Source organism: Pseudomonas sp. TMW 2.1634, from assembly GCF_001703595.1.
GTDB classification, from domain to species: domain Bacteria; phylum Pseudomonadota; class Gammaproteobacteria; order Pseudomonadales; family Pseudomonadaceae; genus Aquipseudomonas; species Aquipseudomonas fragi.
Map to the genome: position 1 here is coordinate 5,195,143 of NZ_CP016849.1, position 21,808 is coordinate 5,216,950.

22 protein-coding genes are annotated in these 21,808 nt (G+C 60.8%); 11 read left to right on the top strand and 11 right to left on the bottom strand.

Going from position 1 to position 21,808, the window contains the following annotated elements:
- Positions 1-413 precede the first annotated feature (413 nt).
- Entirely contained in the window at positions 414-1,748 is a 1,335-nt protein-coding gene (locus BFC21_RS24675; RefSeq protein WP_095005260.1) for a dicarboxylate/amino acid:cation symporter, read from the top strand.
- A gap of 49 nt (positions 1,749-1,797) precedes the next feature.
- On the opposite strand, the gene BFC21_RS24680 is transcribed toward BFC21_RS24675, so the two are convergent.
- Together BFC21_RS24680 and BFC21_RS24685 are read right to left on the bottom strand one after the other, a co-directional pair.
- Complete coding sequence (locus BFC21_RS24680) at positions 1,798-2,292, bottom strand: SprT family zinc-dependent metalloprotease (RefSeq protein ID WP_088379203.1); 495 nt, start codon at positions 2,290-2,292, stop codon at positions 1,798-1,800.
- 189 nt (positions 2,293-2,481) lie between these two features.
- Positions 2,482-3,084: a Yip1 family protein gene (locus BFC21_RS24685; protein ID WP_088379204.1), complete on the bottom strand. Its 603-nt coding sequence runs from the start codon at positions 3,082-3,084 to the stop codon at positions 2,482-2,484.
- A 267-nt stretch (positions 3,085-3,351) separates the two neighbouring features.
- Between BFC21_RS24685 and ttcA the strand changes: the two genes are divergently transcribed.
- The gene (gene ttcA, locus BFC21_RS24690) at positions 3,352-4,176 is read left to right on the top strand and encodes a tRNA 2-thiocytidine(32) synthetase TtcA (protein WP_016779837.1); all 825 of its coding nucleotides are present in this window, start codon (positions 3,352-3,354) and stop codon (positions 4,174-4,176) included.
- Between the two features lie 18 nt (positions 4,177-4,194).
- On the top strand, positions 4,195-4,866 hold the full coding sequence (locus tag BFC21_RS24695; RefSeq protein WP_086796016.1) for a DNA-3-methyladenine glycosylase I: 672 nt from the start codon (positions 4,195-4,197) through the stop codon (positions 4,864-4,866).
- Between the two features lie 123 nt (positions 4,867-4,989).
- Here the strand turns inward: BFC21_RS24695 and BFC21_RS24700 are convergent, their stop codons facing one another.
- The 3 genes from BFC21_RS24700 to arsC are packed head-to-tail and all read right to left on the bottom strand — an operon-like array spanning position 4,990 to position 6,345.
- On the bottom strand, positions 4,990-5,397 hold the full coding sequence (locus BFC21_RS24700) for a DUF2069 domain-containing protein (RefSeq protein ID WP_016779840.1): 408 nt from the start codon (positions 5,395-5,397) through the stop codon (positions 4,990-4,992).
- Complete coding sequence (wrbA, locus tag BFC21_RS24705) at positions 5,390-5,995, bottom strand: NAD(P)H:quinone oxidoreductase (RefSeq protein ID WP_016779842.1); 606 nt, start codon at positions 5,993-5,995, stop codon at positions 5,390-5,392. The genes BFC21_RS24700 and wrbA overlap by 8 nt, the downstream gene beginning before the upstream one ends.
- On the bottom strand, positions 5,992-6,345 hold the full coding sequence (gene arsC / locus BFC21_RS24710) for an arsenate reductase (glutaredoxin) (protein ID WP_016779843.1): 354 nt from the start codon (positions 6,343-6,345) through the stop codon (positions 5,992-5,994). The genes wrbA and arsC overlap by 4 nt, the downstream gene beginning before the upstream one ends.
- A 126-nt stretch (positions 6,346-6,471) precedes the next feature.
- Here arsC and BFC21_RS24715 point away from each other — a divergent pair, with 126 nt between their 5' ends.
- Complete coding sequence (locus tag BFC21_RS24715) at positions 6,472-6,936, top strand: TlpA disulfide reductase family protein (RefSeq protein ID WP_088379205.1); 465 nt, start codon at positions 6,472-6,474, stop codon at positions 6,934-6,936.
- 89 nt (positions 6,937-7,025) lie between these two features.
- Here the strand turns inward: BFC21_RS24715 and BFC21_RS24720 are convergent, their stop codons facing one another.
- From BFC21_RS24720 to BFC21_RS24735, 4 genes are all read right to left on the bottom strand, one after another.
- Positions 7,026-7,430: an META domain-containing protein gene (locus BFC21_RS24720; protein WP_088379206.1), complete on the bottom strand. Its 405-nt coding sequence runs from the start codon at positions 7,428-7,430 to the stop codon at positions 7,026-7,028.
- Positions 7,427-7,864 carry a hypothetical protein gene (locus tag BFC21_RS24725; protein ID WP_016779846.1) on the bottom strand — a complete coding sequence of 146 codons (438 nt, stop codon included), beginning with the start codon at positions 7,862-7,864 and terminating at the stop codon, positions 7,427-7,429. The genes BFC21_RS24720 and BFC21_RS24725 overlap by 4 nt, the downstream gene beginning before the upstream one ends.
- Before the next feature lie 51 nt (positions 7,865-7,915).
- Entirely contained in the window at positions 7,916-8,905 is a 990-nt protein-coding gene (locus BFC21_RS24730) for a 2-hydroxyacid dehydrogenase (protein WP_095005264.1), read from the bottom strand.
- 134 nt (positions 8,906-9,039) lie between these two features.
- Positions 9,040-11,805, bottom strand: a complete 2,766-nt coding sequence (locus BFC21_RS24735; protein ID WP_088379208.1) for a response regulator — start codon at positions 11,803-11,805, stop codon at positions 9,040-9,042.
- A gap of 200 nt (positions 11,806-12,005) precedes the next feature.
- Here BFC21_RS24735 and BFC21_RS24740 point away from each other — a divergent pair, with 200 nt between their 5' ends.
- From BFC21_RS24740 to BFC21_RS24770, 7 genes are all read left to right on the top strand, one after another.
- A complete protein-coding gene (locus tag BFC21_RS24740) occupies positions 12,006-12,725 on the top strand; it encodes a response regulator transcription factor (protein ID WP_088379209.1) in 720 nt (239 codons plus the stop codon).
- On the top strand, positions 12,715-14,076 hold the full coding sequence (locus BFC21_RS24745) for a sensor histidine kinase (RefSeq protein ID WP_095005265.1): 1,362 nt from the start codon (positions 12,715-12,717) through the stop codon (positions 14,074-14,076). The genes BFC21_RS24740 and BFC21_RS24745 overlap by 11 nt, the downstream gene beginning before the upstream one ends.
- A 244-nt stretch (positions 14,077-14,320) precedes the next feature.
- On the top strand, positions 14,321-15,223 hold the full coding sequence (cysM, locus tag BFC21_RS24750; RefSeq protein WP_016779851.1) for a cysteine synthase CysM: 903 nt from the start codon (positions 14,321-14,323) through the stop codon (positions 15,221-15,223).
- Positions 15,223-16,575, top strand: a complete 1,353-nt coding sequence (gene rlmD / locus BFC21_RS24755) for a 23S rRNA (uracil(1939)-C(5))-methyltransferase RlmD (protein ID WP_088379210.1) — start codon at positions 15,223-15,225, stop codon at positions 16,573-16,575. Before cysM ends, rlmD begins: the two co-directional genes overlap by 1 nt.
- A gap of 117 nt (positions 16,576-16,692) precedes the next feature.
- The gene (relA, locus tag BFC21_RS24760) at positions 16,693-18,948 is read left to right on the top strand and encodes a GTP diphosphokinase (protein WP_016779853.1); all 2,256 of its coding nucleotides are present in this window, start codon (positions 16,693-16,695) and stop codon (positions 18,946-18,948) included.
- 116 nt (positions 18,949-19,064) lie between these two features.
- Positions 19,065-19,898 carry a nucleoside triphosphate pyrophosphohydrolase gene (mazG, locus tag BFC21_RS24765; protein ID WP_106117059.1) on the top strand — a complete coding sequence of 278 codons (834 nt, stop codon included), beginning with the start codon at positions 19,065-19,067 and terminating at the stop codon, positions 19,896-19,898.
- Positions 19,899-19,920: 22 nt separating this feature from the next.
- Positions 19,921-20,466 (top strand): DUF2058 domain-containing protein, encoded by a 546-nt coding sequence (locus BFC21_RS24770; protein WP_088379211.1) that lies wholly within the window; start codon positions 19,921-19,923, stop codon positions 20,464-20,466.
- A 176-nt stretch (positions 20,467-20,642) separates the two neighbouring features.
- On the opposite strand, the gene BFC21_RS24775 is transcribed toward BFC21_RS24770, so the two are convergent.
- Positions 20,643-20,825 (bottom strand): hypothetical protein, encoded by a 183-nt coding sequence (locus BFC21_RS24775; protein WP_016779856.1) that lies wholly within the window; start codon positions 20,823-20,825, stop codon positions 20,643-20,645.
- A gap of 264 nt (positions 20,826-21,089) precedes the next feature.
- The gene (locus BFC21_RS24780; RefSeq protein WP_016779857.1) at positions 21,090-21,803 is read right to left on the bottom strand and encodes a DUF3108 domain-containing protein; all 714 of its coding nucleotides are present in this window, start codon (positions 21,801-21,803) and stop codon (positions 21,090-21,092) included.
- Between the last annotated feature and the right edge of the window lie 5 nt (positions 21,804-21,808).

Below are 21,808 nucleotides of genomic sequence, written 5' to 3' on the forward strand. Positions count from 1 at the left end.
CTCAGAGAGCCTTGGTCTTGCCAGATCAATGTGGGAGCGGGCTTGCCCGCGATGGGGTCGACGCGGTTTTGCAGAAATGCTGGCGGTGCCGGTATCGCAGGTCGTCAAGCGTAAGCGAACCTTGCAAGCCTGGGCGGATATCCGCCACCTCCTGCACTTCAACACGCCTAATGGGCGGATTCCCGCCAAGTGCTGTCCTGAAAAAACAATACGTAAAGTCCTACAGGCTCAGGCTCCACAGGCCATTGCGCGGCTTTTGTGCAATGTGGCCCACAGCTTGCAATAAGTGCGAGAGGTCTGCCGTAAGAGCAGCCCCAAAAACAAATCCCTCCAAGTACAGGAGGGTTCGCGCTTTAGGTGTCACCAGTCTCAGACGGAATGATGATTGAGTGATGCACTTGAGGAACTTTGCAATGACGACTCGTCAGCCACTGTACAAATCCCTGTATGTGCAAGTAATCGTAGCGATCGCTATCGGTATCTTGCTGGGCCATTACTACCCGGAAACCGGTGTTGCTCTCAAACCGCTGGGTGATGGCTTTATCAAACTGATCAAGATGGTCATCGCGCCCATTATTTTCTGTACGGTGGTCAGCGGTATTGCCGGCATGCAGAGCATGAAATCGGTCGGCAAGACCGGCGGTTATGCCTTGCTGTACTTTGAAGTGGTGTCGACCATCGCGCTGTTGATCGGCCTGATCGTGGTTAACGTGGTTCAGCCTGGCGCTGGCATGCATATCGACGTGTCCACCCTGGACGCCTCGAAAGTCGCGGCCTATGTGACCGCAGGCGCTGATCAGAGCATCGTCGGCTTTATCCTCAACGTCATCCCGTCGACCATTGTTGGCGCTTTTGCCAATGGCGATATCCTGCAAGTGCTGATGTTCTCGGTACTGTTCGGCTTTGCCCTGCACCGCCTGGGCGCCTACGGCAAGCCGGTACTGGACTTCATCGACCGTTTCGCCCATGTGATGTTCAACATCATCAACATGATCATGAAGCTGGCGCCACTCGGTGCGCTGGGTGCGATGGCCTTCACCATCGGCGCCTACGGGGTCGGCTCGCTGGTACAGCTGGGCCAGTTGATGATCTGCTTCTACATCACCTGCGTGCTGTTCGTGCTGATCGTCCTGGGCGGCATCGCCCGGGCTCACGGCTTCAGCGTGATCAAGCTGATCCGCTACATCCGTGAAGAGCTGCTGATTGTGCTGGGCACGTCCTCGTCGGAATCGGCGCTGCCACGCATGCTGGTGAAAATGGAGCGCCTGGGCGCGAAGAAATCGGTAGTGGGCCTGGTGATCCCGACCGGTTACTCGTTCAACCTCGACGGCACTTCGATCTACCTGACGATGGCCGCCGTGTTTATCGCCCAGGCGACTGACACCCATATGGACATCACGCACCAGATCACCCTGTTGCTGGTGCTGTTGCTGTCGTCCAAAGGTGCTGCGGGCGTAACCGGTAGCGGCTTTATCGTGCTGGCGGCCACCCTGTCGGCTGTAGGCCACTTGCCGGTAGCCGGTTTGGCGCTGATCCTGGGTATCGACCGCTTCATGTCGGAAGCCCGTGCCCTGACCAACCTGATCGGTAACGCGGTGGCAACCCTGGTGGTGGCCAAGTGGGTCAAGGAACTGGACACCGACACCCTGCAAACCGAGCTGAACTCTGGCGGTCGTCCGCTGGAAGATACCCGCCCGCAAGATGACCTGGGTGTGGCTGAAGGCCCGGCCCCGGTGCTGCTCAAGTAAGTCTGAGCGCATAAAAAACCCATCTTCGGATGGGTTTTTTTATACCTGCTTATTCGACCCGGGTCAGGCCGCTGAACACCAGCGTATTGCGGCAGCGGCGGCACAGATAGCCGCGGCCTTGCTTGACCAGGGCGTGGCGCTGGGCGGAAAACGCAAAGTCGCTGTCCGGGCACGGGCAACGGTAGATATAGCGCGTGGCGCTGCGCCGGTTGATGGCGTAGGTATGACAGCGATTGGGCGGCAGTTCGTACACCCCGCGCATGATCAATTGCCATTCTTCGCCGTGGGGCGCGATACGTTCGCCAAACAACTGATGGGCAACCAGGTGCGCCACTTCGTGGGGGACGGTCTGCCTGAGGAAGTCTTCGCTGTTTTCACGGTACAGCTGCGGGTTGAAGCGCAGCAGGTTTTCATGCAAATGGGCGACCCCGGCTTTTTGCCCGCGCAGCTTGAAACTGACGACGGGGCGTTTGAAGGGGCGTTTGAAAAACACTTCGGCCTGTTGGAAACAGTCTTCGACGCGGGTATTGAGCAACTCGGGCATGCGGTTCGGTTCTCCAGAGCCAGCGATTATGCCGCAAGCGGTGGGGGTTCCGAAGTATCGAGGTGCCGAGCGGTCACTCTGCAAACGCTGTAGTCGCTGCCGCAGGCTGCGATGGGGTGCATAGCGACCTGTTTTAAAGGTCCTGCGCCCCTTATCGCAGCCTGCGGCAGCGACTACAGGTAGTGCCGGTTAATTGGTATAAACCGGCCCGACACCCAGGCCCCAGACAATCACGGTAAAGGCCATGATCGCCACCAGCACCACCAGGCCCACTGCCAGCACCGAGCTGGAAAACAGGAAGCCTTCATCCGGGTCTATGTTCATAAAGGTCGGCAGGCCCACATACAGCAGGTACACCGTGTAGCAAATGGCGGCGGTGCCCACCATCATGCCCAGCCACATATGCGGATACAGCGCCGCCAGCCCGCCAATAAACAGCGGTGTAGCGGTGTAGGTGGCAAAGGCCACGCAACGCTGCAGGCTGGGTTGTGCATCGTAGGTACGCGCCATCCAGTGGATAAATGCGCCCATTACACCCACGCCCGCCAGCATGGCGACGTAGGACATCAGGGTCATCCACAAGGCACTGTCCAGTGTCAGCATCACCGGTGCGCGGCTACCGATCACCCAGCCCACCTGGGTTGTACCGATAAACGCAGAAACGGCCGGAATCGCTGCCAGAATTAACGTATGCGTGAAATACATATGACCGATGCTTTCTTCGGCATCTCCACGGATTTCGCGCCATTCTTTATCGGGGTGGGTGAAAAGGCCCACAACGTGATGGATCATGGCTGTCGCTCCTGTATAAGACGCATCGCCTCCAGTGGGACGCGTGCCGGTCGCGCAGCCATAAGGTATTGAGAAGCAGACAGGCGTGCGGCCTTGATAACCAGTATAGGAAACCTGCCGCCCCCTATATCCGCCTCCTTAGAGCTTATTGTGCTGTCAGCTGCGGGCTTATTGCATTGGCGTCTTTAGGCAGGCAAGGGGTTCGTCGCTCGGTTTTTTTCGGTAAAATCCCCGGCTTTTGGTCTTAACTCGCGGAATTGAAGCGCTATGGGCACTCACTCGGTCTCTCAAATCAAACTCCAGAAACGCCTGCGTCGATTGACCGGTGAGGCAATTGCCGACTTCAACATGATTGAGCATGGCGACAAGGTGATGGTCTGCCTGTCGGGCGGCAAAGACAGCTACACCCTGCTCGATGTGTTGCTGCACCTGCAAAAAGTGGCGCCGATCCAGTTCGAGATCGTGGCGGTGAACATGGACCAGAAGCAGCCGGGTTTCCCCGAGGACGTGCTGCCGGCCTACCTCAAGTCGCTGGGCGTGGAATATCACATCGTCGAAAAAGACACTTACTCGGTGGTCAAGGAACTGATCCCCGAAGGCAAGACCACCTGCTCACTGTGTTCGCGCCTGCGCCGTGGCACCTTGTACACCTTTGCCGATGAGATCGGCGCGACCAAGATGGCCCTGGGGCATCATCGCGATGACATCGTTGAGACCTTCTTCCTCAACATGTTCTTCAACGGCACACTCAAGGCGATGCCGCCCAAGCTGCGCTCCGATGACGGGCGCAACGTGGTGATCCGCCCGCTGGCGTACTGCAACGAGAAGGACATCCAGGCCTACTCCGACTGGCAGCAGTTTCCGATCATCCCGTGCAACCTCTGTGGTTCCCAGGAAAACCTGCAACGCCAGGTGGTCAAGGACATGCTCCAGGAGTGGGACCGCAAGACGCCGGGCCGCACCGAGAGTATCTTTCGCAGCCTGCAGAACGTGATCCCGTCGCAATTGGCGGACCGTAACCTGTTTGATTTTGCGAGCCTGAAGATCGACGAAAGTGCCACGCCGCGCTTCGTCAACTTGCTCAACCTGTAATTGCCAAGAGGAGAGGGCATGCGCGACTACAAATGGCTGCACGAATACTGTTTGAACCGTTTTGGTTCGTCAGCCGCACTTGAAGCCCAATTGCCCGTCCCGAAAACCGCGGAACAATTGCGCCGGATCAGCGACGATCGCTACCTGTCGACCCTGGCCCTGCGCGTCTTCCGTGCCGGGCTCAAGCACAGTGTGGTCGATGCCAAGTGGCCAGTATTTGAAGAAGTGTTCTTTGGTTTTGACCCGGAAAAAGTGGTGCTGATGGGGGCTGAGCACCTGGAGCGGCTGATGCAGGATGCGCGGATCATCCGCCACCTGGGCAAGCTTAAAAGCGTGCCGCGCAATGCCCAGATGGTGCTCGATATCGCCCACGAGCACGGCAGTTTCGGCGCGTTTATCGCCGACTGGCCAGTGACCGATATCGTCGGGTTGTGGAAGTACCTGGCCAAGCATGGGCATCAGCTGGGTGGTTTGTCGGCCCCGCGTTTTTTGCGCATGGTCGGCAAGGACACTTTTGTGCCCAGCTATGACGTGGTGGCCGCGCTGAACGCGCAGAAGCTGGTGGACAAGGCGCCGACCAGCTTGCGCGACCTGGCAATTGTGCAGAACGCCTTCAACCAGTGGCACGCCGAGAGTGGCCGGCCAATGTGCCAGCTGTCACAGATGCTGGCGTTTACGGTGAATCACTAAGCAGGCTTGGTGAGTGGCCAAAAGCCTGTGGGAGCGAGGCTTGCCCGCGATGGCAGCGCCTCGATGTACCTGATACACCGAGTCGTCTGCCTCGCGAGCAAGCCCGCTCCCACAACAGCGGCATCACTCGCCGCTCAGGCGCCGATCCAGCTGGTAGCGCCAGCGCACAAACAACAATGCACTGACAAACACCGCCACGCTGGCGGCGATTTCCAGCAGGCCGAACACCTGGCGGTTGGGGTCGAATGCCGCCAGCGCCCCCTTGATCAGGTACAGGTTGACCACATAGCAGGTGAACGAGTGCCCGCGTGGGCTGCCCATCAGCATGCCGGGTACCACAAACATCAACGGCACCAGTTCGATCAGCAGGATCACCCACGGCCGGGCGCCGTGCAGGTCGGCAAAGATCAGGTAGTAAGCACACAGCAAGCCGATCAGGCCAAAAAAGCACACCAGACTTATTACGCGCATCAGCCGCACCCGCGGCTCCAGCCATTCGATGGGCGGTAGCACTTTGGGCTTTTTAGCCACGGTTGCTCTCCAGTTTCAGCGCAATAGTGGCCAAGCGCTGACCCAGGGCCCGGCACAGGGCGATTTCATGCTCGTCCAGGCCGCGCTTGCCGTCGGCGCCGGCATGATGGCTCGGGCCATAAGGCGTGCCACCCGCGGTGGTGTGGAGCAGGGCCGATTCGCTGTAGGGCAGGCCGGTAACCAGCATGCCGTGGTGCATCAGCGGCAGCAGCATCGACAGCAGGGTGCTTTCCTGGCCGCCGTGCAGGCTGGCGGTAGAGGTGAACACACCCGCCGGTTTGCCGACCAGTGCGCCGGTCAGCCACAGGTTGCTGGTGCCATCGAGAAAGTACTTGAGCGGCGCGGCCATGTTGCCGAAGCGGGTCGGGCTTCCCAGGGCCAGCCCCGAGCAGTTTTTCAGGTCGTCGAGGCTGGCGTACATCGCGCCGTCGTCGGGAATGGCCGGGGCCACGGCTTCGCATTCGGCAGAGATAGCCGGCACGGTGCGCAGGCGGGCCTCAAGGCCGCCCTGCTCGATGCCGCGGGCAATTTGCCGGGCCATTTCGCTGGTCGAACCGTTGCGGCTGTAAAACAGAACCAGAATATAAGGCGCGCTCACGGCAGGATCTCCAGGATTTTTTCCGGTGGTCGACCAATCACGGCCTTGTCGCCTGCGACCAGGATCGGCCGCTCGATCAACTTGGGGTGGGCCGCCATCGCGTCGATCAGGTGTGCTTCGCTGAGGCTGCTGTCGCCCAGGTTGAGGGCCTTGTACTCGTCTTCACCGCTGCGTAGCAGCTGGCGGGCGCTAAGGTTCAGCCTGGCCAGCAGGTCGCGCAGTTGCGCGGCGCTCAGCGGCGTTTCGAGGTAGCGCACCACGGTGGGGGTCAGGCCGCGGGCTTCGAGGAGTTCGAGCGCACCGCGGGATTTCGAGCAGCGCGGGTTGTGATAAAGCGTCAGATCGGTCATGTGCGGGTCGCATCTTGCGTAAGGTGGCGGCTATTCTACCCGCCTGACGGGCGCGCCTGAACCGTATGCGGTAAATGGCCGCTCGCTAATGGCTTTTTGTTTGTATTTACCGGGAAGGATCAACGCATGTTAAAGCGACTCATGGCAGTAGCTGCCGTTTCCGCCACGTTATTGCTGGCTGGTTGCGGAAATGATTATGGGGTCGATCAGCACGGACAGAAGATCGCGTCGGAGCGTCTGGACAAGCAGTGGAAGATTATCAACTACTGGGCCGAGTGGTGTGGCCCATGCCGCATCGAGATTCCTGAACTCAACTCCCTGGAAAAACAGCTGCAGGGGCAGTCGGTGGGGGTGTTCGGGGTCAATTTCGATGGCTTGCAGGGTAAGGAACTGAGCGACGCGAGTACCGCGCTGGGTATCACCTTCACCGTGCTGGCGCAGGATCCGGCGGAAGTGTTCGATTTGCCGCGCAGTGAAGCGTTGCCAGTGACTTATATCCTGGATGAGAAGGGCAAGGTACGGGCGACCTTGATGGGCGAGCAGACAGCGGCCGGGCTGCTGGCCAAGATCAAGGAACTCAGGGGGGCCTGAGTCGCAGCCATCGCGAGCAAGCCCGCTCCCACAGGTTGGCGCCAACCTTGTGGGAGCGGGCTTGCTCGCGATTCAAACGCCGCGCTGTATCAGCCTTCTTCCGGCCAAAGCCGCAGCGGCTTGCCTTCGGCAGGCCAGAAGCGCACCTGCTCGATCGGCGAAATGTCCCAGCGCTGGACGGTCTGCAGGGCTTCGAAGAATCGATGCTCCTGCTCCATCAGCGCCGGTGCGCAGGCCTTGCGGGTGCTGCCCACGCCACCAAAGGTCAGCTTGTCGCCTTCCAGGGTGTAAGGCGCAAACCAGTGATTGCAACCGCCACTGCCATAAGCCCGGCCAGCATCGTCCAGGGTGACGGTCAGGTGGCTGTTGTCGATCAGCGGGCGCTCACCGATCCACTCCAGTACATAGGTGTGGTTCTGCTGCAGCTTCACCGGGTCACCCGCGCAGCCCACCAGGCTTGCGCCCAGTACGGCCAGCAGGATCAAACGTTTCATTGCGCAGCCTTTTGGCATTGCGGGCACACATGCTTGCTGCCTTCAGTGCTCCAGCCCAGCTCGGCAATGCGCGCCGTGGCTGCAGGCTTTTGGGCCTTGGTGCCGAGTTTGGCGTCGACCGCGAACTCGAATTTCAGCTCCTTGGCGCAAGCATCGCAGTTGACCTGCCATTCATGTATCGCCAATTCGCCGAAAACCGGCCCCTTGGTCACGGCAACCCACTGGCCGCGCGGGTTGATCAGGTGTCGGACCTTGTCGACGCTCAAGCGCATGGACAAAGTCTTGCTGCCCTTGAGGGACACAATCAGCACGTCACCGGCTTGAATCGAGCCACCGTTGCCGGTGACTTGATACAGGCCCGGCGCCAGAGCGCGGCATTCAATCAGGGTGTGCTGCGGGTTAAGCAGGCTGTAGCGAAAATCGTGTTCGACCATGGGTCCTCCAAGTAAGTCGCTATGCTAGCACGCAGGCATCAAAGTCCAGACTCAACCTTCGATCAGGTTTTGCGCCGAGCCGTTTTTCCAGGCCGCGATATTGCTCAGCGTGGTAGCTGCAATCGCATTCAACGCCTCGCGGGTCAGAAACGCCTGATGGGCGGTAATGATCACATTGGGGAAAGTCAGCAGCCGCGCCAGTACGTCATCCTGCAAGGGCAGGTCGGAGCGGTCCTCGAAGAACAGCTGGGCCTCTTCCTCGTACACATCCAGCCCCAGATAGCCCAACTGGCCGCTCTTGAGTGCCTCGATCAGGGCCGGGGTGTTGACCAGTGCGCCGCGCCCGGTGTTGATCAGCATGGCGCCATGTTTGAGGGTGGCCAGGCTGGTGGCGTTGATCAGGTGCTTGTTGTCTGCGGTCAGTGGGCAATGCAGGGAGATGATGTGCGAACCGGCCAGCAGCTCGGGCAGGGTGACGTATTGCGCGCCCAGTGCCAGCAGTTCGGCGTTGGGGTAGGGATCAAAACACAGCAGCTTGCAGCCGAAACCGGCCATGATCTTGCCGAACGTGGCGCCGATCTGGCCGGTGCCCACCACGCCTACGGTTTTGCCCACCAGGTCGAAACCGGTCAGCCCGTGCAGGGTGAAGTCGCCTTCGCGGGTGCGGTTATAGGCGCGGTGCAGGCGACGGTTGAGGGCCAGGATCAGGGCCACGGCATGTTCGGCCACGGCATGGGGTGAGTAGGCGGGTACGCGCACCACACTCAGGCCCAGGCGCTTGGCGGCGGGCAGGTCGACATGGTTGTAGCCGGCCGAGCGCAAGGCGATCAGGCGGGTACGGCCAGCGGCCAGTTGCTCCAGCACGGGGGCACTGAGGTCGTCATTGATAAACGGGCAGACCACTTCGTAGTCATGGGCCAGCGCCGCGGTGTCCAGGGTCAGGCGCGCTGGCTGGAAGTGCAGCTCGTTGCCGTCGTCTTGTGCGGCCGCGGTAAAGCTGTCGCGGTCGTAGGTCTGGCTGCTGAAAAGAATCGTGCGCATGGGGTCTTCCTTAGTGTGTAACCACAAGTCGGCATGTGTGGGAGCGGGCTTGCCCGCGATTCAGGCGGCGCGGTGTGCCGGGTAAACCGGGGCGATGCCCTCGCGAGCAAGCCCGCTCCCACACAATGATGTTGCTATGCGGTACTGCGTGCTTCTTTGGCCAGGCGTGTGATGGCTAGATCCAGCTCGTCCAGGGCGGTAGCAGCGTTGGGGCTGGTTTGCTTGAGCAGGGTCTCGCTACGCTGGCAGGCCGCGCGCAGTTGCGGCACGCCGCAGTAACGCGTGGCGCCGTGCAGGCGGTGGACGCGTTCGATCAGCGCGTTGTTGTCCTTGGCGTCGCGCGCCTGGCGAATGGCGTCGCGGTCGGCTTCCAGCGAGGCCAGCAGCATGGCCAACATGTCGATGGCCAGGTCGGCCTTGCCTGCGGCCAGGCGCAGGCCTTCTTCGTGATCCAGAACCGGCAATTGCGCGTTATGGCGCTGCGGTTCGTGAGGGTTGTCGCTGGTCTGATTGCGCAAGGCCAGCCCTGTCCACTTCAACACCACCTGGGCCAATTGGCGTTCACTGATGGGTTTGGTCAGGTAGTCATCCATGCCGCTTTGCAGCAGGGCGCGTTTTTCGTTGGCCATAGCGTGGGCCGTCAGTGCGACCACCGGCAGCGGCGTGCATTGGCGCTCGCTTTCCCATTGGCGTAACACCTCCGTGGTTTCACGCCCGTCCATGCCGGGCATTTGCACATCCATCAGCACCAGGTCGAAGTCTTGTGTCTTGACCGCATCAAGGGCGGCATAACCGCTGTCCGCTGCTGCCACTTTGGCCCCCATGCCTTCCAGCAGGGTTTGCACCAACAGCAGGTTGGCCGGGTTGTCATCCACGCACAGGATGCGCGGCGCACGGCTGGCCAGCGGTTCGCCAGGCTCGCTGCGGGGCTGGCGCGGGTTGATCAGGTCGGCCAGGGCGCGGCGCAATTTACGGGTGCAGGCGGGCTTGGCCAGCAGTTGGCTGTGCGGGTTGGTCACCACAGGATTGAACAGCCCCTGCTCGGTGGTTGGGCATAGCACCAGCACCTTGCAGCCCAGGTGCTCAAGGTCCCAGATATGCTGGTTGAGGCGCTCGGGAGGCATGTCGTTGGCCGTCACCCCGAGCACCGCCAGGTCAATCGCCTGCGCGGTCTGGTGGGCGCCGGTGACGCAGTTGGTGAGGTTTTCCAGGGTGGTGCAGGGCGTGACTTCCAGGCCGCAGTCTTCCAGCTGGTGGTGCAGGGCCTGGCGGGCCAGGTCGTGTTTTTCCAGGATGGCAACACGCCGGCCCAGCAGCGGGGCGCCGGGCAAGTCTTCGACATCATCGCGGGCCTTGGGCAGCTTGACGCTGATCCAGAACACCGAACCTTCGCCGGGGGTGCTTTCTACGCCGATTTCGCCGCCCATCTGTTCCACCAGGCGCTTGGAAATCACCAGCCCCAGCCCGGTGCCGCCGGGCTGGCGGGACAGCGAGTTGTCGGCCTGGCTGAAGGCCTGGAACAGGGCGCGGATGTCCTGGGCGGTGAGGCCGATGCCGGTGTCTTGCACGCTGATGCGCAATTGCACGCTGCCATCGGTTTCGTTTTCGTCCTGGTCTTCGAGCATGGCGCGCACGGCAATGGTGCCTTCACGGGTGAACTTGATGGCGTTGTTGACCAGGTTGGTGAGGATTTGCTTGAGCCGCAGCGGGTCACCCACCAGCGACAGCGGCGTGTCGCGATAGACCAGGCTGACCAGTTCCAGGCCTTTGTCGTGGGCCGAGGGCGCGAGAATGGTCAGGGTGTCCTGCAGCAGGTCGCGCAAATTGAACGGAATGTTGTCCAGCACCAGCTTGCCGGCTTCGATTTTTGAAAAGTCGAGAATCTCGTTGATGATGCCCAGCAAGCTGTCAGCTGATTTTTCGATGGTATTGAGGTAGTCGAACTGGCGCGGCGTCAGCTCACTTTTTTGCAGCAGGTGGGTAAAGCCGAGGATGCCATTGAGCGGCGTGCGGATTTCGTGGCTCATGTTGGCCAGGAATTCGGACTTGATGCGGCTGGCCTCCAGTGCTTCCTTGCGGGCCAGGTCAAGTTCCAGGTTCTGGATTTCGATGGTTTCGAGGTTCTGGCGTACGTCTTCGGTGGCCTGGTCGACACTGTGTTGCAGTTCTTCCTGGGCATTGTGCAGGGTTTCGGCCATGCGATTGATGCCCGAGGCCAGTTCGTCCAGCTCGTGGCTGCCCAAGGGCGGCAGACGGGTTTCCAGGTGGCCGTCCTTGAGCTGGGCCACGGCTTGCTTGATCTGGCCCAGCGGTGCGTTGATGGTGCGGCTCATGCGCAAGGCCAGCAGGGTGGTCAGCACCAGCCCGGTGGCGATCAACAGCAGGCTGGCAAACAGGTTGCGATAGCTGCGCAGCAACATGCCGTTGTGCGACAGCTCCAGCTCGACCCAGCCCAGCAGGCGATGGGCTTCGTTGGGGATCACATCCCCGGCCAGGTTGCGGTGGCGGCCGAACACCGGCAACAAGTAACGCGTGGCATCGTTGTCGGTACGCTGTTGCAGTTGGGTGCTGCTGCCCAGCGGGGCCCGGTTGAGCATGATCGGCCCGGCATGGGCGAGGGGTTCGTGGTTGGCGTTGAGGAACGCCACGGCGCGCACGTCCTGCTGCTCAAGGGATTCGGTGGCGATGCGGGACAGCAGGGCGGTGTCGTGCCGGCCCATCGCCGGGGCCACCAGCGGCGCGAGCTGCTCGGCGATCATTTCGCCGCGCTGCAGCAACTGCGATTGCAGTTCGGACTGTTGCAACCAGGTGAAATAGCCGCCCAGCACCGTTGCCATCAGGCTGACGGGTAAAAGCGTCAGCAGCAATACGCGGCCTTTGATACCGAGGTTTTTAAGCACGCAACTCTCCAGCCCTGCATTTTTAAGAATGGCCCGGGCATCCCGCCCGGCCCAGGTGGCAGTGTAGCCATATGGTGACCGGCAAATCTTTGAAAATTTGCCATCAGTTTCTGATTTTCAGGCCGGGTAAAGACCATGCCGGTTGCCCGCAGTGGCTCAATCTTGAATAATCGCCGATTGAGAATTACTTGCAGACGCTAATGAATCCCGTAGCTGTTAGCCCTTCGCGCCTTCTGACCATTGAAGACGACCCCGTTCTGGGTGCCTACCTGCACGAGCAGTTGGGGCGCTGCGGGTTTGACGTTATCTGGTGCCAGAACGGCCAGGAGGGTCTGGCCCGCGCCCGGCAGGAGCATTTTGACGTGGTGCTGATGGATATCCTGCTGCCCGGCATGAATGGGTTGCAGGTGCTTACGCAACTGCGCCAGACCCACGCCTTGCCGGTGATCCTGATGTCTGCGCTGGGCGCCGAGGCCGACCGCATCAGCGGGTTCCAGCTGGGCGCCGACGACTACCTGCCCAAGCCGTTCAGCATGGCCGAGCTGCGGGTGCGCATCCAGGCCATCCTGCGGCGCGTGGCCCTGGACCGCATGCCCGGTGTGGCGCAGCCGCCAGCCCCTGAACATGGCCTGTGGTTCGATGAACAGGCCAGTGACGTGCGCTGTGGCGAGCAATGGGCCGGGTTGACCCGCAGCGAGTTCCGCTTGCTCGACACCTTGCAGCGCAATGCCGACGAAGTACTGAGCAAGGCGTTCCTCTATCAGCAGGTGTTGCAACGCGGCTATGCCGCCCACGACCGTAGCCTGGACATGCATATCAGCCAGATCCGGCGCAAACTCAAGACCATCGGCTACCACCAGCGCGAAGTGCGCACGGTGTGGGGCAAGGGCTATGTGCTGAGCGCCAGTGATGCCCTGTAAGGTGCCCGGCAAAAACTCGGTGTTCTGGAAGCTGGCCTGTTTGCTGGTGGTGTTCTGCTTGCTGATGATCTGGCTCAGCTGGTCCTGGGGCCGCTACATGGACAAACGCACCGGTTTTTTGTCCGAGCAGGCCCACGGCACCCTGGTGCGCTATGCCGGTGAGGCCGAGCGCGCCTGGGAGACTGGCCAGCAAACCGGCGTCGACCAGTGGTTGCAGGGCATGGGGCGCCGGGAGCCTGGCTGGGTCGGGGTGATTGGCCAGGACCTGCAATCGCTGAGCAGCTACCCGCTGAGCGAGCGAGAAAGCGAGCGCCTGACCTTTTTGCGCGGCCTGGACTGGCCCATCAGCCATATGAAAACGGCACGGCCGTGGATCAAGGTGCCCTTTCCCCGGGACCCGTCCTTGGGCAGCCTGGTTATCGAGTTACCGCAGCGCTTTATGCCCGGCCGCTCCCAGGTGGTCTGGCGGATTGTGACCAATGGTGTGATTCCGGGTTTGCTTACGCTGCTGCTGTGCGTGGGCCTGTACCGCGTGCTGATCGTGCCGCTCAACCATCTGCGCGAGCAGGCCAACGCCTGGCGGGCTGACCAGTTGGGGGCAAGGCTGTCGAGCCAGACCACCAGCCGTCAGGACGAACTGGGCGAGCTGGCGCGGGCGTTCGATCAAATGTCCGAGCGTTTGCAGAGCACGGTGTCGCAACAGCAGCAATTGCTCCGTGACCTGTCCCATGAGCTGCGCACGCCCTTGAGCCGTTTGCGGGTGGCCTGTGACAGCGAGCAGGGGGTTGAGGCCTTGCGCGAGCGTTTGAGTCGCGAAGTGGACGGCATGCAGCGGCTGGTCGAGGACACCCTGCAACTGGCCTGGCTGGACGCCGAGCGCGGGCCGCTGCCGGTGGAAGACATCCAGGTACAGGCGTTGTGGGAAATGCTCACCGAAAATGCCCGTTTTGAAAGCGGCTGGCCGCAATCGCGCCTGCCTTGCCGGGTGGATGAGCAGTGCTGGGTGCGCGGGCACCTCAACAGCCTGGCCCAGGCGCTGGAGAACATCCTGCGCAACGCCATCCGCCATTCGCCGCCAGACGGCATCGTCAGCCTCAGCGGCCAGCGCGAAGGCGACATGTGGCATCTGTGGCTCGACGATCAGGGCGGCGGGGTGGCGCCTGAAGAACTGGAGCGGATTTTTGCGCCCTTTACCCGGCTCGACGGTTCACGGCCGGGGGATGGCGGCTTCGGCCTGGGCCTGAGCATTGCGCGCAATGCCCTGCGCCTGCAGGGCGGCAGTTTGTGGGCCGAGAATCATGGGAGCGGGTTGCGGGTGCATGTTCGTTTGCCGGCAGGGCATGTGGTGTAAACGCTCTGGCCGCCGGTATGCATACATCCCTGTGGGAGCGGGCTTGCCCGCGAGGGTATCAGCCCGTTTTAACTGACAGAGCGCGGTGTCAGCATCGCGGGCAAGCCCGGCTCCCACAGGAATTATTGTGAAGGGCTTGCGGCGCTTATAGCCTTTAACCATAAGCACCACACTTTGCGTGATATGGGCTCCGGGCGTTTGTCGGTATGATGTGCGGCCCCGCGGTCTGGATTGCGAATACGCCATGACATTGCAGTACCCAACTATCGCCGATTGCGTCGGCAACACCCCACTGGTGCGCTTGCAGCGCCTGGCCGGGAACACCTCCAACACCTTGTTGCTCAAGCTCGAAGGGAATAACCCTGCAGGCTCGGTCAAGGACCGTCCGGCTCTGTCGATGATTGCCCGCGCCGAAGCGCGCGGCCAGATCCAGCCCGGCGATACCCTGATCGAAGCCACTTCGGGCAATACCGGTATTGCCCTGGCGATGGCGGCGGCGATCAAGGGCTACAAGATGATCCTGATCATGCCCGACAACTCCAGCGCCGAGCGCAAGGCGGCCATGACCGCCTATGGTGCCGAGCTGATCCTGGTCAGCCAGGAAGAGGGCATGGAAGGTGCCCGCGACCTGGCCGACCAGATGCAGGCCAAGGGCCTGGGTAAAGTGCTCGACCAGTTCGCCAACGGTGACAACCCCGAGGCGCACTACACCGGCACCGGCCCTGAAATCTGGCGCCAGACCAACGGTACCATCACCCACTTCATCAGTTCGATGGGCACCACTGGCACCATCATGGGCGTGTCGCGCTACCTCAAGGAGCAAAATCCAGGGGTTCAAATCGTCGGTTTGCAGCCGATGGAAGGCGCTGCCATCCCGGGTATCCGTCGCTGGCCGACCGAATACCTGCCAAAAATCTATCAGGCCGACCGCGTTGATCGCATCGTCGACATGGCCCAGCGCGAAGCCGAAGACGTCACCCGTCGCCTGGCCCGCGAAGAAGGCATTTTCTGTGGCGTGTCCTCGGGCGGAGCGGTGGCGGCAATGCTGCGCCTGAACCAGGAAGTCGAAAACGCGGTGATGGTCGCGATCATTTGTGACCGGGGCGACCGTTACTTGTCGACCGGCATCTACGACGCGCCCAACTGATGGCCAAGCAAGAGAGAGGCCTGCGCTTCCAGCCTGCTGGCGGCACCAAGGCTGCGCAAGTGCCCACGGGCAAGAAACAGCGTTTGAATATCGAGCGCCTGGCCAACGATGGCCGCGGTATTGCGTTTATTGAAGGGCGTACCTGGTTTGTCGCGGGTGCGTTGGCGGGTGAAGACGTTGAAGCACGGGTGCTGGGCGCCCACGGTAAAATCGTTGAAGCGCGTACCGAACGGGTGTTCAAGGCCAGCGAAATCCGTCGCGAGGCACCCTGTGTCCATGCCAGCAAGTGCGGCGGTTGCAGCGTGCAGCATTTGCCCCATGAAGAGCAGCTTGCACTGAAACAGCGCATGTTGGCCGAGCAACTGTCCCGCGTGGCCGGTGTCGAACCTCAAGAGTGGGCAGCACCTTTGACCGGCCCCGAGTTCGGCTATCGTCGCCGGGCGCGCATCGCGGTGCGTTGGGATGCGCGGGCCAAGCATCTGGAAGTGGGTTTTCGGGCTGCAGGTAGCCAGGATATCGTCGCCATTGATCACTGTTTGGTTCTGGTACAGGCCTTGCAACCTATCATGACGGGGCTGCCTGCCATGTTGCGTCAACTGGGCAACCCCAAGGCCCTGGGCCATGTGGAGTTGTTCAGCGGCTCGGCGATTGCCGTGCTGTTGCGGCACATGGCGCCGCTCAGTGATGCCGACATGAGCGTATTGCAGAATTTTTGCATCACCCATAACGCCCAATTGTGGCTGCAGGGTGAAGACGGGCCGCAACCGGTCGATCTGACCCGGGCGCTGGGTTATCGTCTGGAACAGTGGGACCTGGAGCTGGCGTATCGTCCCGGGGACTTTGTCCAGGTCAATGCCGGCGTCAATGAAGCAATGGTGGCCCAGGCCATAAAGTGGCTTGCACCACAAGCTGACGAACGGATTCTTGACTTGTTCTGTGGGCTGGGTAACTTCGCATTACCACTGGCCAAACAGGTGCGCGAAGTGGTGGCTGTAGAAGGTGTTGCGACCATGGTCGAACGCGCAGCGCAAAACGCGGTCAGTAACAGCCTGCATAATGCAGTGTTTTTTCAGGCCGACCTGTCGCAGCCGCTGGTGAATGCTGACTGGGCCAAGAAGGGGTTCAGTGCGGTGCTGCTAGACCCGCCCCGCGACGGCGCCTATGAGGTGGTACGCAAGCTTTCTGGCCTGGGCGCCAAACGTTTGGTGTATGTGTCGTGCAACCCGGCCACGCTGGCACGCGACACGGTTGAATTGATGAAACAGGGTTACCGGTTAAAACGTGCCGCAATCCTCGACATGTTCCCGCAAACAGCTCATGTCGAGGCGATGGCGTTATTTGAAGCAGACTAGGATGTCTGTCTATTTCAACGGGCCCGCAACCCGCGCAGTGATGCCCTGTAGCGCGGGTTGGGATTAGGGCCTGTGATTTCGGCGCACCAGACGTGCGCTGTAGGGAAGGTAAGCAAGATGGTACAGGTCAGAGCACACCAGCCGATCAACACCGACGGCAGTCTCAACCTCGAGGCATGGCTCGATCATGCGGTGAGTGTCGATGTGGCGCTGGACCGTGAAGCCTTGAAAGAAGCGTGCGAGTTTGCACGCGAGGCCGAGCAGCAAGCCAATGCCGCGAAAAACCTGTGGACCGAAGGCACATCGAGCTTTCGTACCGGGTTGGAAATTGCCGAGATCCTGGCCGATCTGAAACTGGATCAGGACTCCCTGGTAGCGGCAATTTTGTATCGCGGCGTGCGTGAAGGCCAGATTCAGCTCCCGGCGGTCAGCCAGCGCTTCGGTCCGGTAGTGGCCAAGCTGATTGACGGTGTACTGCGCATGGCGGCCATCAGTGCCAGCCTCAGCCCGCGTCAGTCAATGGTACTGGGCTCCCAGGGCCAGGTCGAAAACCTGCGCAAGATGCTGGTGGCGATGGTTGATGACGTTCGCGTGGCACTGATCAAGCTGGCTGAACGTACCTGCGCGATTCGCGCTGTCAAAAACGCCCCGGACGAAAAGCGCAACCGCGTCGCCCGCGAGGTGTTCGATATTTATGCGCCACTGGCGCACCGCCTGGGCATCGGCCATATCAAGTGGGAACTGGAGGATTTGTCCTTCCGTTACCTGGAACCCGAGCAGTACAAACAAATTGCCACCTTGCTGCATGAGCGCCGCCTCGACCGCGAGCGCTTTATCAGCGATGTGATGAACCAGCTGCGTACCGAGCTGGAAGCCACCGGGGTGACCGACGCCGACATCAGCGGCCGGGCCAAGCATATCTACTCGATCTGGCGCAAAATGCAGCGCAAGGGCCTGGCCTTCAGCCAGATCTATGACGTGCGTGCGGTGCGGGTGCTGGTGCCGGAGATGCGCGATTGCTACACCGCGCTGGGCATCGTTCATACCCTGTGGCGGCACATCCCCAAAGAATTCGACGACTATATCGCCAACCCGAAGGAGAACGGCTACCGCTCGCTGCACACTGCCGTGATCGGGCCTGAGGGCAAGGTGCTGGAAGTGCAGATCCGCACCCACGCCATGCACGAAGAGGCCGAGCTGGGGGTTTGCGCGCACTGGCGCTACAAGGGCACCGACGTCAAGGCCGGGTCCAACCAGTACGAAGAGAAAATCTCGTGGCTGCGCCAGGTGCTGGAATGGCACGAAGAGCTGGGCGATATCGGTGGGCTGGCCGATCAGCTGCGGGTCGATATCGAGCCGGACCGGGTGTATATCTTTACCCCGGACGGGCATGCCATCGACCTGCCCAAGGGCGCGACGCCGCTGGACTTTGCCTACCGGGTGCACACCGAAATCGGCCACAACTGCCGAGGTGCCAAGATCAACGGGCGCATCGTGCCGCTCAACTACAGCCTGCAGACCGGTGAACAGGTCGAGATCATCACCAGCAAGCACGGTACGCCGAGCCGCGACTGGCTGAACCCGAACCTGGGCTATGTCACCACCTCGCGGGCGCGGGCCAAGATCGTCCACTGGTTCAAGCTGCAGGCCCGTGACCAGAACGTCGCGGCCGGCAAGACCATGCTCGAGCGCGAGCTGGGCCGTTTGGGCCTGCCGGCGGTGGACTACGAGAAGCTCGCCGACAAGGCCAACATGCGCACCGCCGAGGACATGTACGCGGCGCTAGGCGCGGGCGACTTGCGCCTGGCGCAGTTGATCAACCTGGCCCAGCAACAGGTCGAGCCGGAGCGCGGCAGCGAGCAGATGGAGCTGATCCCGCGCAAAGCCACGGGCTACAAGCCGGGCAAGCGCGGCGATATCCAGATCGAAGGCGTCGGCAACCTGCTGACCCAGATGGCCGGCTGCTGCCAGCCGTTGCCGGGGGATGCGATCGTCGGTTACATCACCCAGGGTCGCGGTGTGAGCATCCACCGCCAGGATTGTGCCTCGGTGCTGCAACTGGGCAGTCGTGAGCCGGAGCGGATGATCCAGGTCAACTGGGGGCCGATCCCGGTTTCGACGTATCCAGTGGATATCGAGATCCGCGCCTATGACCGTTCCGGTTTGCTGCGTGACGTTTCCCAGGTGCTGCTCAACGAGCGGATCAACGTGCTGGCGGTCAATACCCGCTCGAACAAGGAAAACAACACGGCGTTGATGACCTTGACCATCGAGATTCCGGGGCTGGACGCGCTGGGGCGCTTGCTGGGGCGTATCTCGCAACTGCCGAATATCATCGAAACCCGCCGGATCGGGCGCAGCGAGCCGCGCTGATCCTTTGTGGGAGCGGGCTTGCTCGCGATTGCATCACCTCGGTGAGTCGGGGGTGTTCACATCGCGAGCAAGCCCGCTCCCACAGGGTGTGGTTAGCGTGTGCCAAAGGATTACAGATGTACAACCTCGACGACCTGCTTCACCTTATGGCCCGCCTGCGCGATCCGCAATATGGCTGCCCGTGGGATATCAAGCAAACCTATGCCACCCTCGTGCCCTACACCCTTGAAGAAGCCTACGAGGTAGCTGACGCGATCGAGCAGGGCGACTTCGAGCACCTGCAGGGTGAACTTGGCGATTTGCTGTTCCAGGTGGTGTATTACAGCCAGCTGGCCCGCGAAGAAGGCCGTTTCGAATTTGCCGGAGTGATCGACAGCATCACCCGCAAGCTGATCCGCCGTCACCCCCATGTGTTTCCAACGGGCGACCTGTATGCGCCCCTGGATGTGCCGCGCCTGAGCGAAGAACAGGTCAAGGTACGCTGGGATGAGATCAAGGCCGAGGAGCGCGCAGAAAAATCTGCAGCCCCCGAGCAGTTGTCCTTGCTGGATGATGTGCCAGTAGCCCTGCCGGCGTTGTCCCGTGCCGCCAAGCTGCAAAAGCGCGCCGCCCAGGTCGGTTTTGACTGGCCAGCAGCCTTGCCGGTGCTGGACAAGGTACGAGAGGAGTTGGACGAAGTGCTGGAGGCTATGGCTGACAACGATTCGTCGGCCATTCATGAGGAAATAGGCGACCTGCTATTTTCCGTGGTCAACCTGGCCCGTCATCTTAAAGTGGACCCGGAAACCGCCTTGCGTGGTGCCAATACAAAATTTGATCGACGTTTCCGGTTTATCGAGCAGGCATTGCGCGATACCCTGCGTCCCATTGAAAGTTGCACCCTTGAAGACCTGGACGCCCTGTGGGGCGAAGCCAAGCGCCAGGAAAAGAATTTGCCCAGCTGCGGCTGAGTTTGCCTAAGTGAGTAAGTAGATGAGCATTTCCCTACGCGACCAGTTGCTCAAAGCCGGACTGGTTAACGAGAAGCAGGCCAAGCAGGCCGGCAAAGAAAAACAGAAGCAGCAGCGCCTGGCCCACAAGGGCCAGATCGAACTGGACGACACGCAGCAGCGTCTGGCTGCCGAGGCCAAGGCCGAGAAGGTCAAGCGCGACCAGGAACTGAACCGCCAGCAGCAGGAAAAGGTCGAGCAAAAGGCCCGTGCCGCCCAGATCAAGCAATTGATCGAAGTGTCGCGCTTGCCCAAGTTGAACACCGAGGACTACTACAACTTCGTTGACGACAAGAAGGTCAAGCGCCTGTCGGTGAACACCCTGATGCGCAACAAGCTGGCCAATGGCTCGCTGGCGATCGTGCAGCACCAGGGCGGCTATGAAGTCATCCCCCGTGAGGCGGCGTTGAAGATCCAGGAGCGCGACCCGCGCCGGGTCGTGCAGCTGAACATCCTGGTTGAGCCGAAAACCCCGGAAGAAGACGATCCGTACGCGGCGTATCAGATCCCTGATGACCTGATGTGGTAAGACACACAACCTGTGGGAGCGGGCTTGCTCGCGATTGCATCGACGCGGTTTAGCTGGAAGATTGCAGCGTCTGCATCGCGAGCAAGCCCGCTCCCACGGAGTGTTGTGTTGGCGCATAACAAAACAAACCCCGCTTCGGCGGGGTTTGTGTTTTTCAAGACTGTAATTGCCGTGGTTCAGGCCTGGCGTTTCTGCGCTTCCAGCTTTTCCAGCTCAGCCTTGTAGCTGTGAGCGTCGCTCTCGCGGTGGAACATGCCTACCAGTATGTCTTCTTGATGCACATCCCACAGGTGGACTCCGTGGGCTACCAACTGGTGGAACATACGTGAATCGTCGCGCTCAGTTACTTTGATAGTCATCTGCTTGCTCCAAATTCTGATGAGGACCTGCGGCAAGGCGTCGCAGGACTTCTTTATAGAATTTGTTAGCTTCCTAAGTAAATAGCTGATTGTCGCACTGTCATCTTGTTAAACAGAGCTAAACGCTGCAGCCCTTGTAAACCGGGCTGTTTACGGATTTGGCCGATAGTTTTATGACAAAAGTTTCATGTTTCAGGGGGCTCCAAGCCAAAAAAAACCTCGCCGAAGCGAGGTTTTTGAGGCGTGCAGCTAAAGGCGTGTCGCTTAGTTGCCCTTGACCGGTTTGCCGTTCACCGTGCCGTCCAGCAGCATGATGTTGTATTCCTTGCCGTCTTTCTCGACCTGGCGCAGTTTTACCAGCAGCGAATCCCAGTTCTTGGCGAACCACATTTCAGTGATGCGCTTGTTCTGTGTCGGGTCGCGTACGCGCTCAACCTTGATAGCGTCGACCTTGCCTGCCTTGGTTTCAACCACTTCAGGGCCGATCACGCGGAAGTCATAGGTGTCCACGTCATTACCGTCAACCACCTGGTAGCTCATGGACTTCTTGCCGGCTTCTACGTCACGCTGCAGCGCCAACTGGTAGGTGGACTTGTCGAGCATGCCGCTGAGCAAAGGCACTTTGACTGCGTCGCCCTGATCGGTACCGGTGACCATCTTGGTCGCCCAGTCGAAATCCAGATCGATTTTTTTCGCTTTGCCCAGGCCACCACGTTCAAAGTGGTAGGTGAGCGGGATCAGCGCGTTTTTCTCGATCTTGAGCGTGCTTTCTTCGTTCAGGCTGGCCACCAGCATCGATGCCTTGAAGTTCAAGGTCCAGATGCCGTTGTCGCTCTTGGTCAGGCTGCGCTCGGCAGAACCGCTCATGGGCAGCTGTTTCCAGTCTGCGGTGTAGCTGGCCTTGAAAGGCTGAAGATCGGCCGCTTGGACTGCTGGAATAGCCAGCAGGCTAAGGGCGAGAAGCAGGGCACGACGCATAAGTT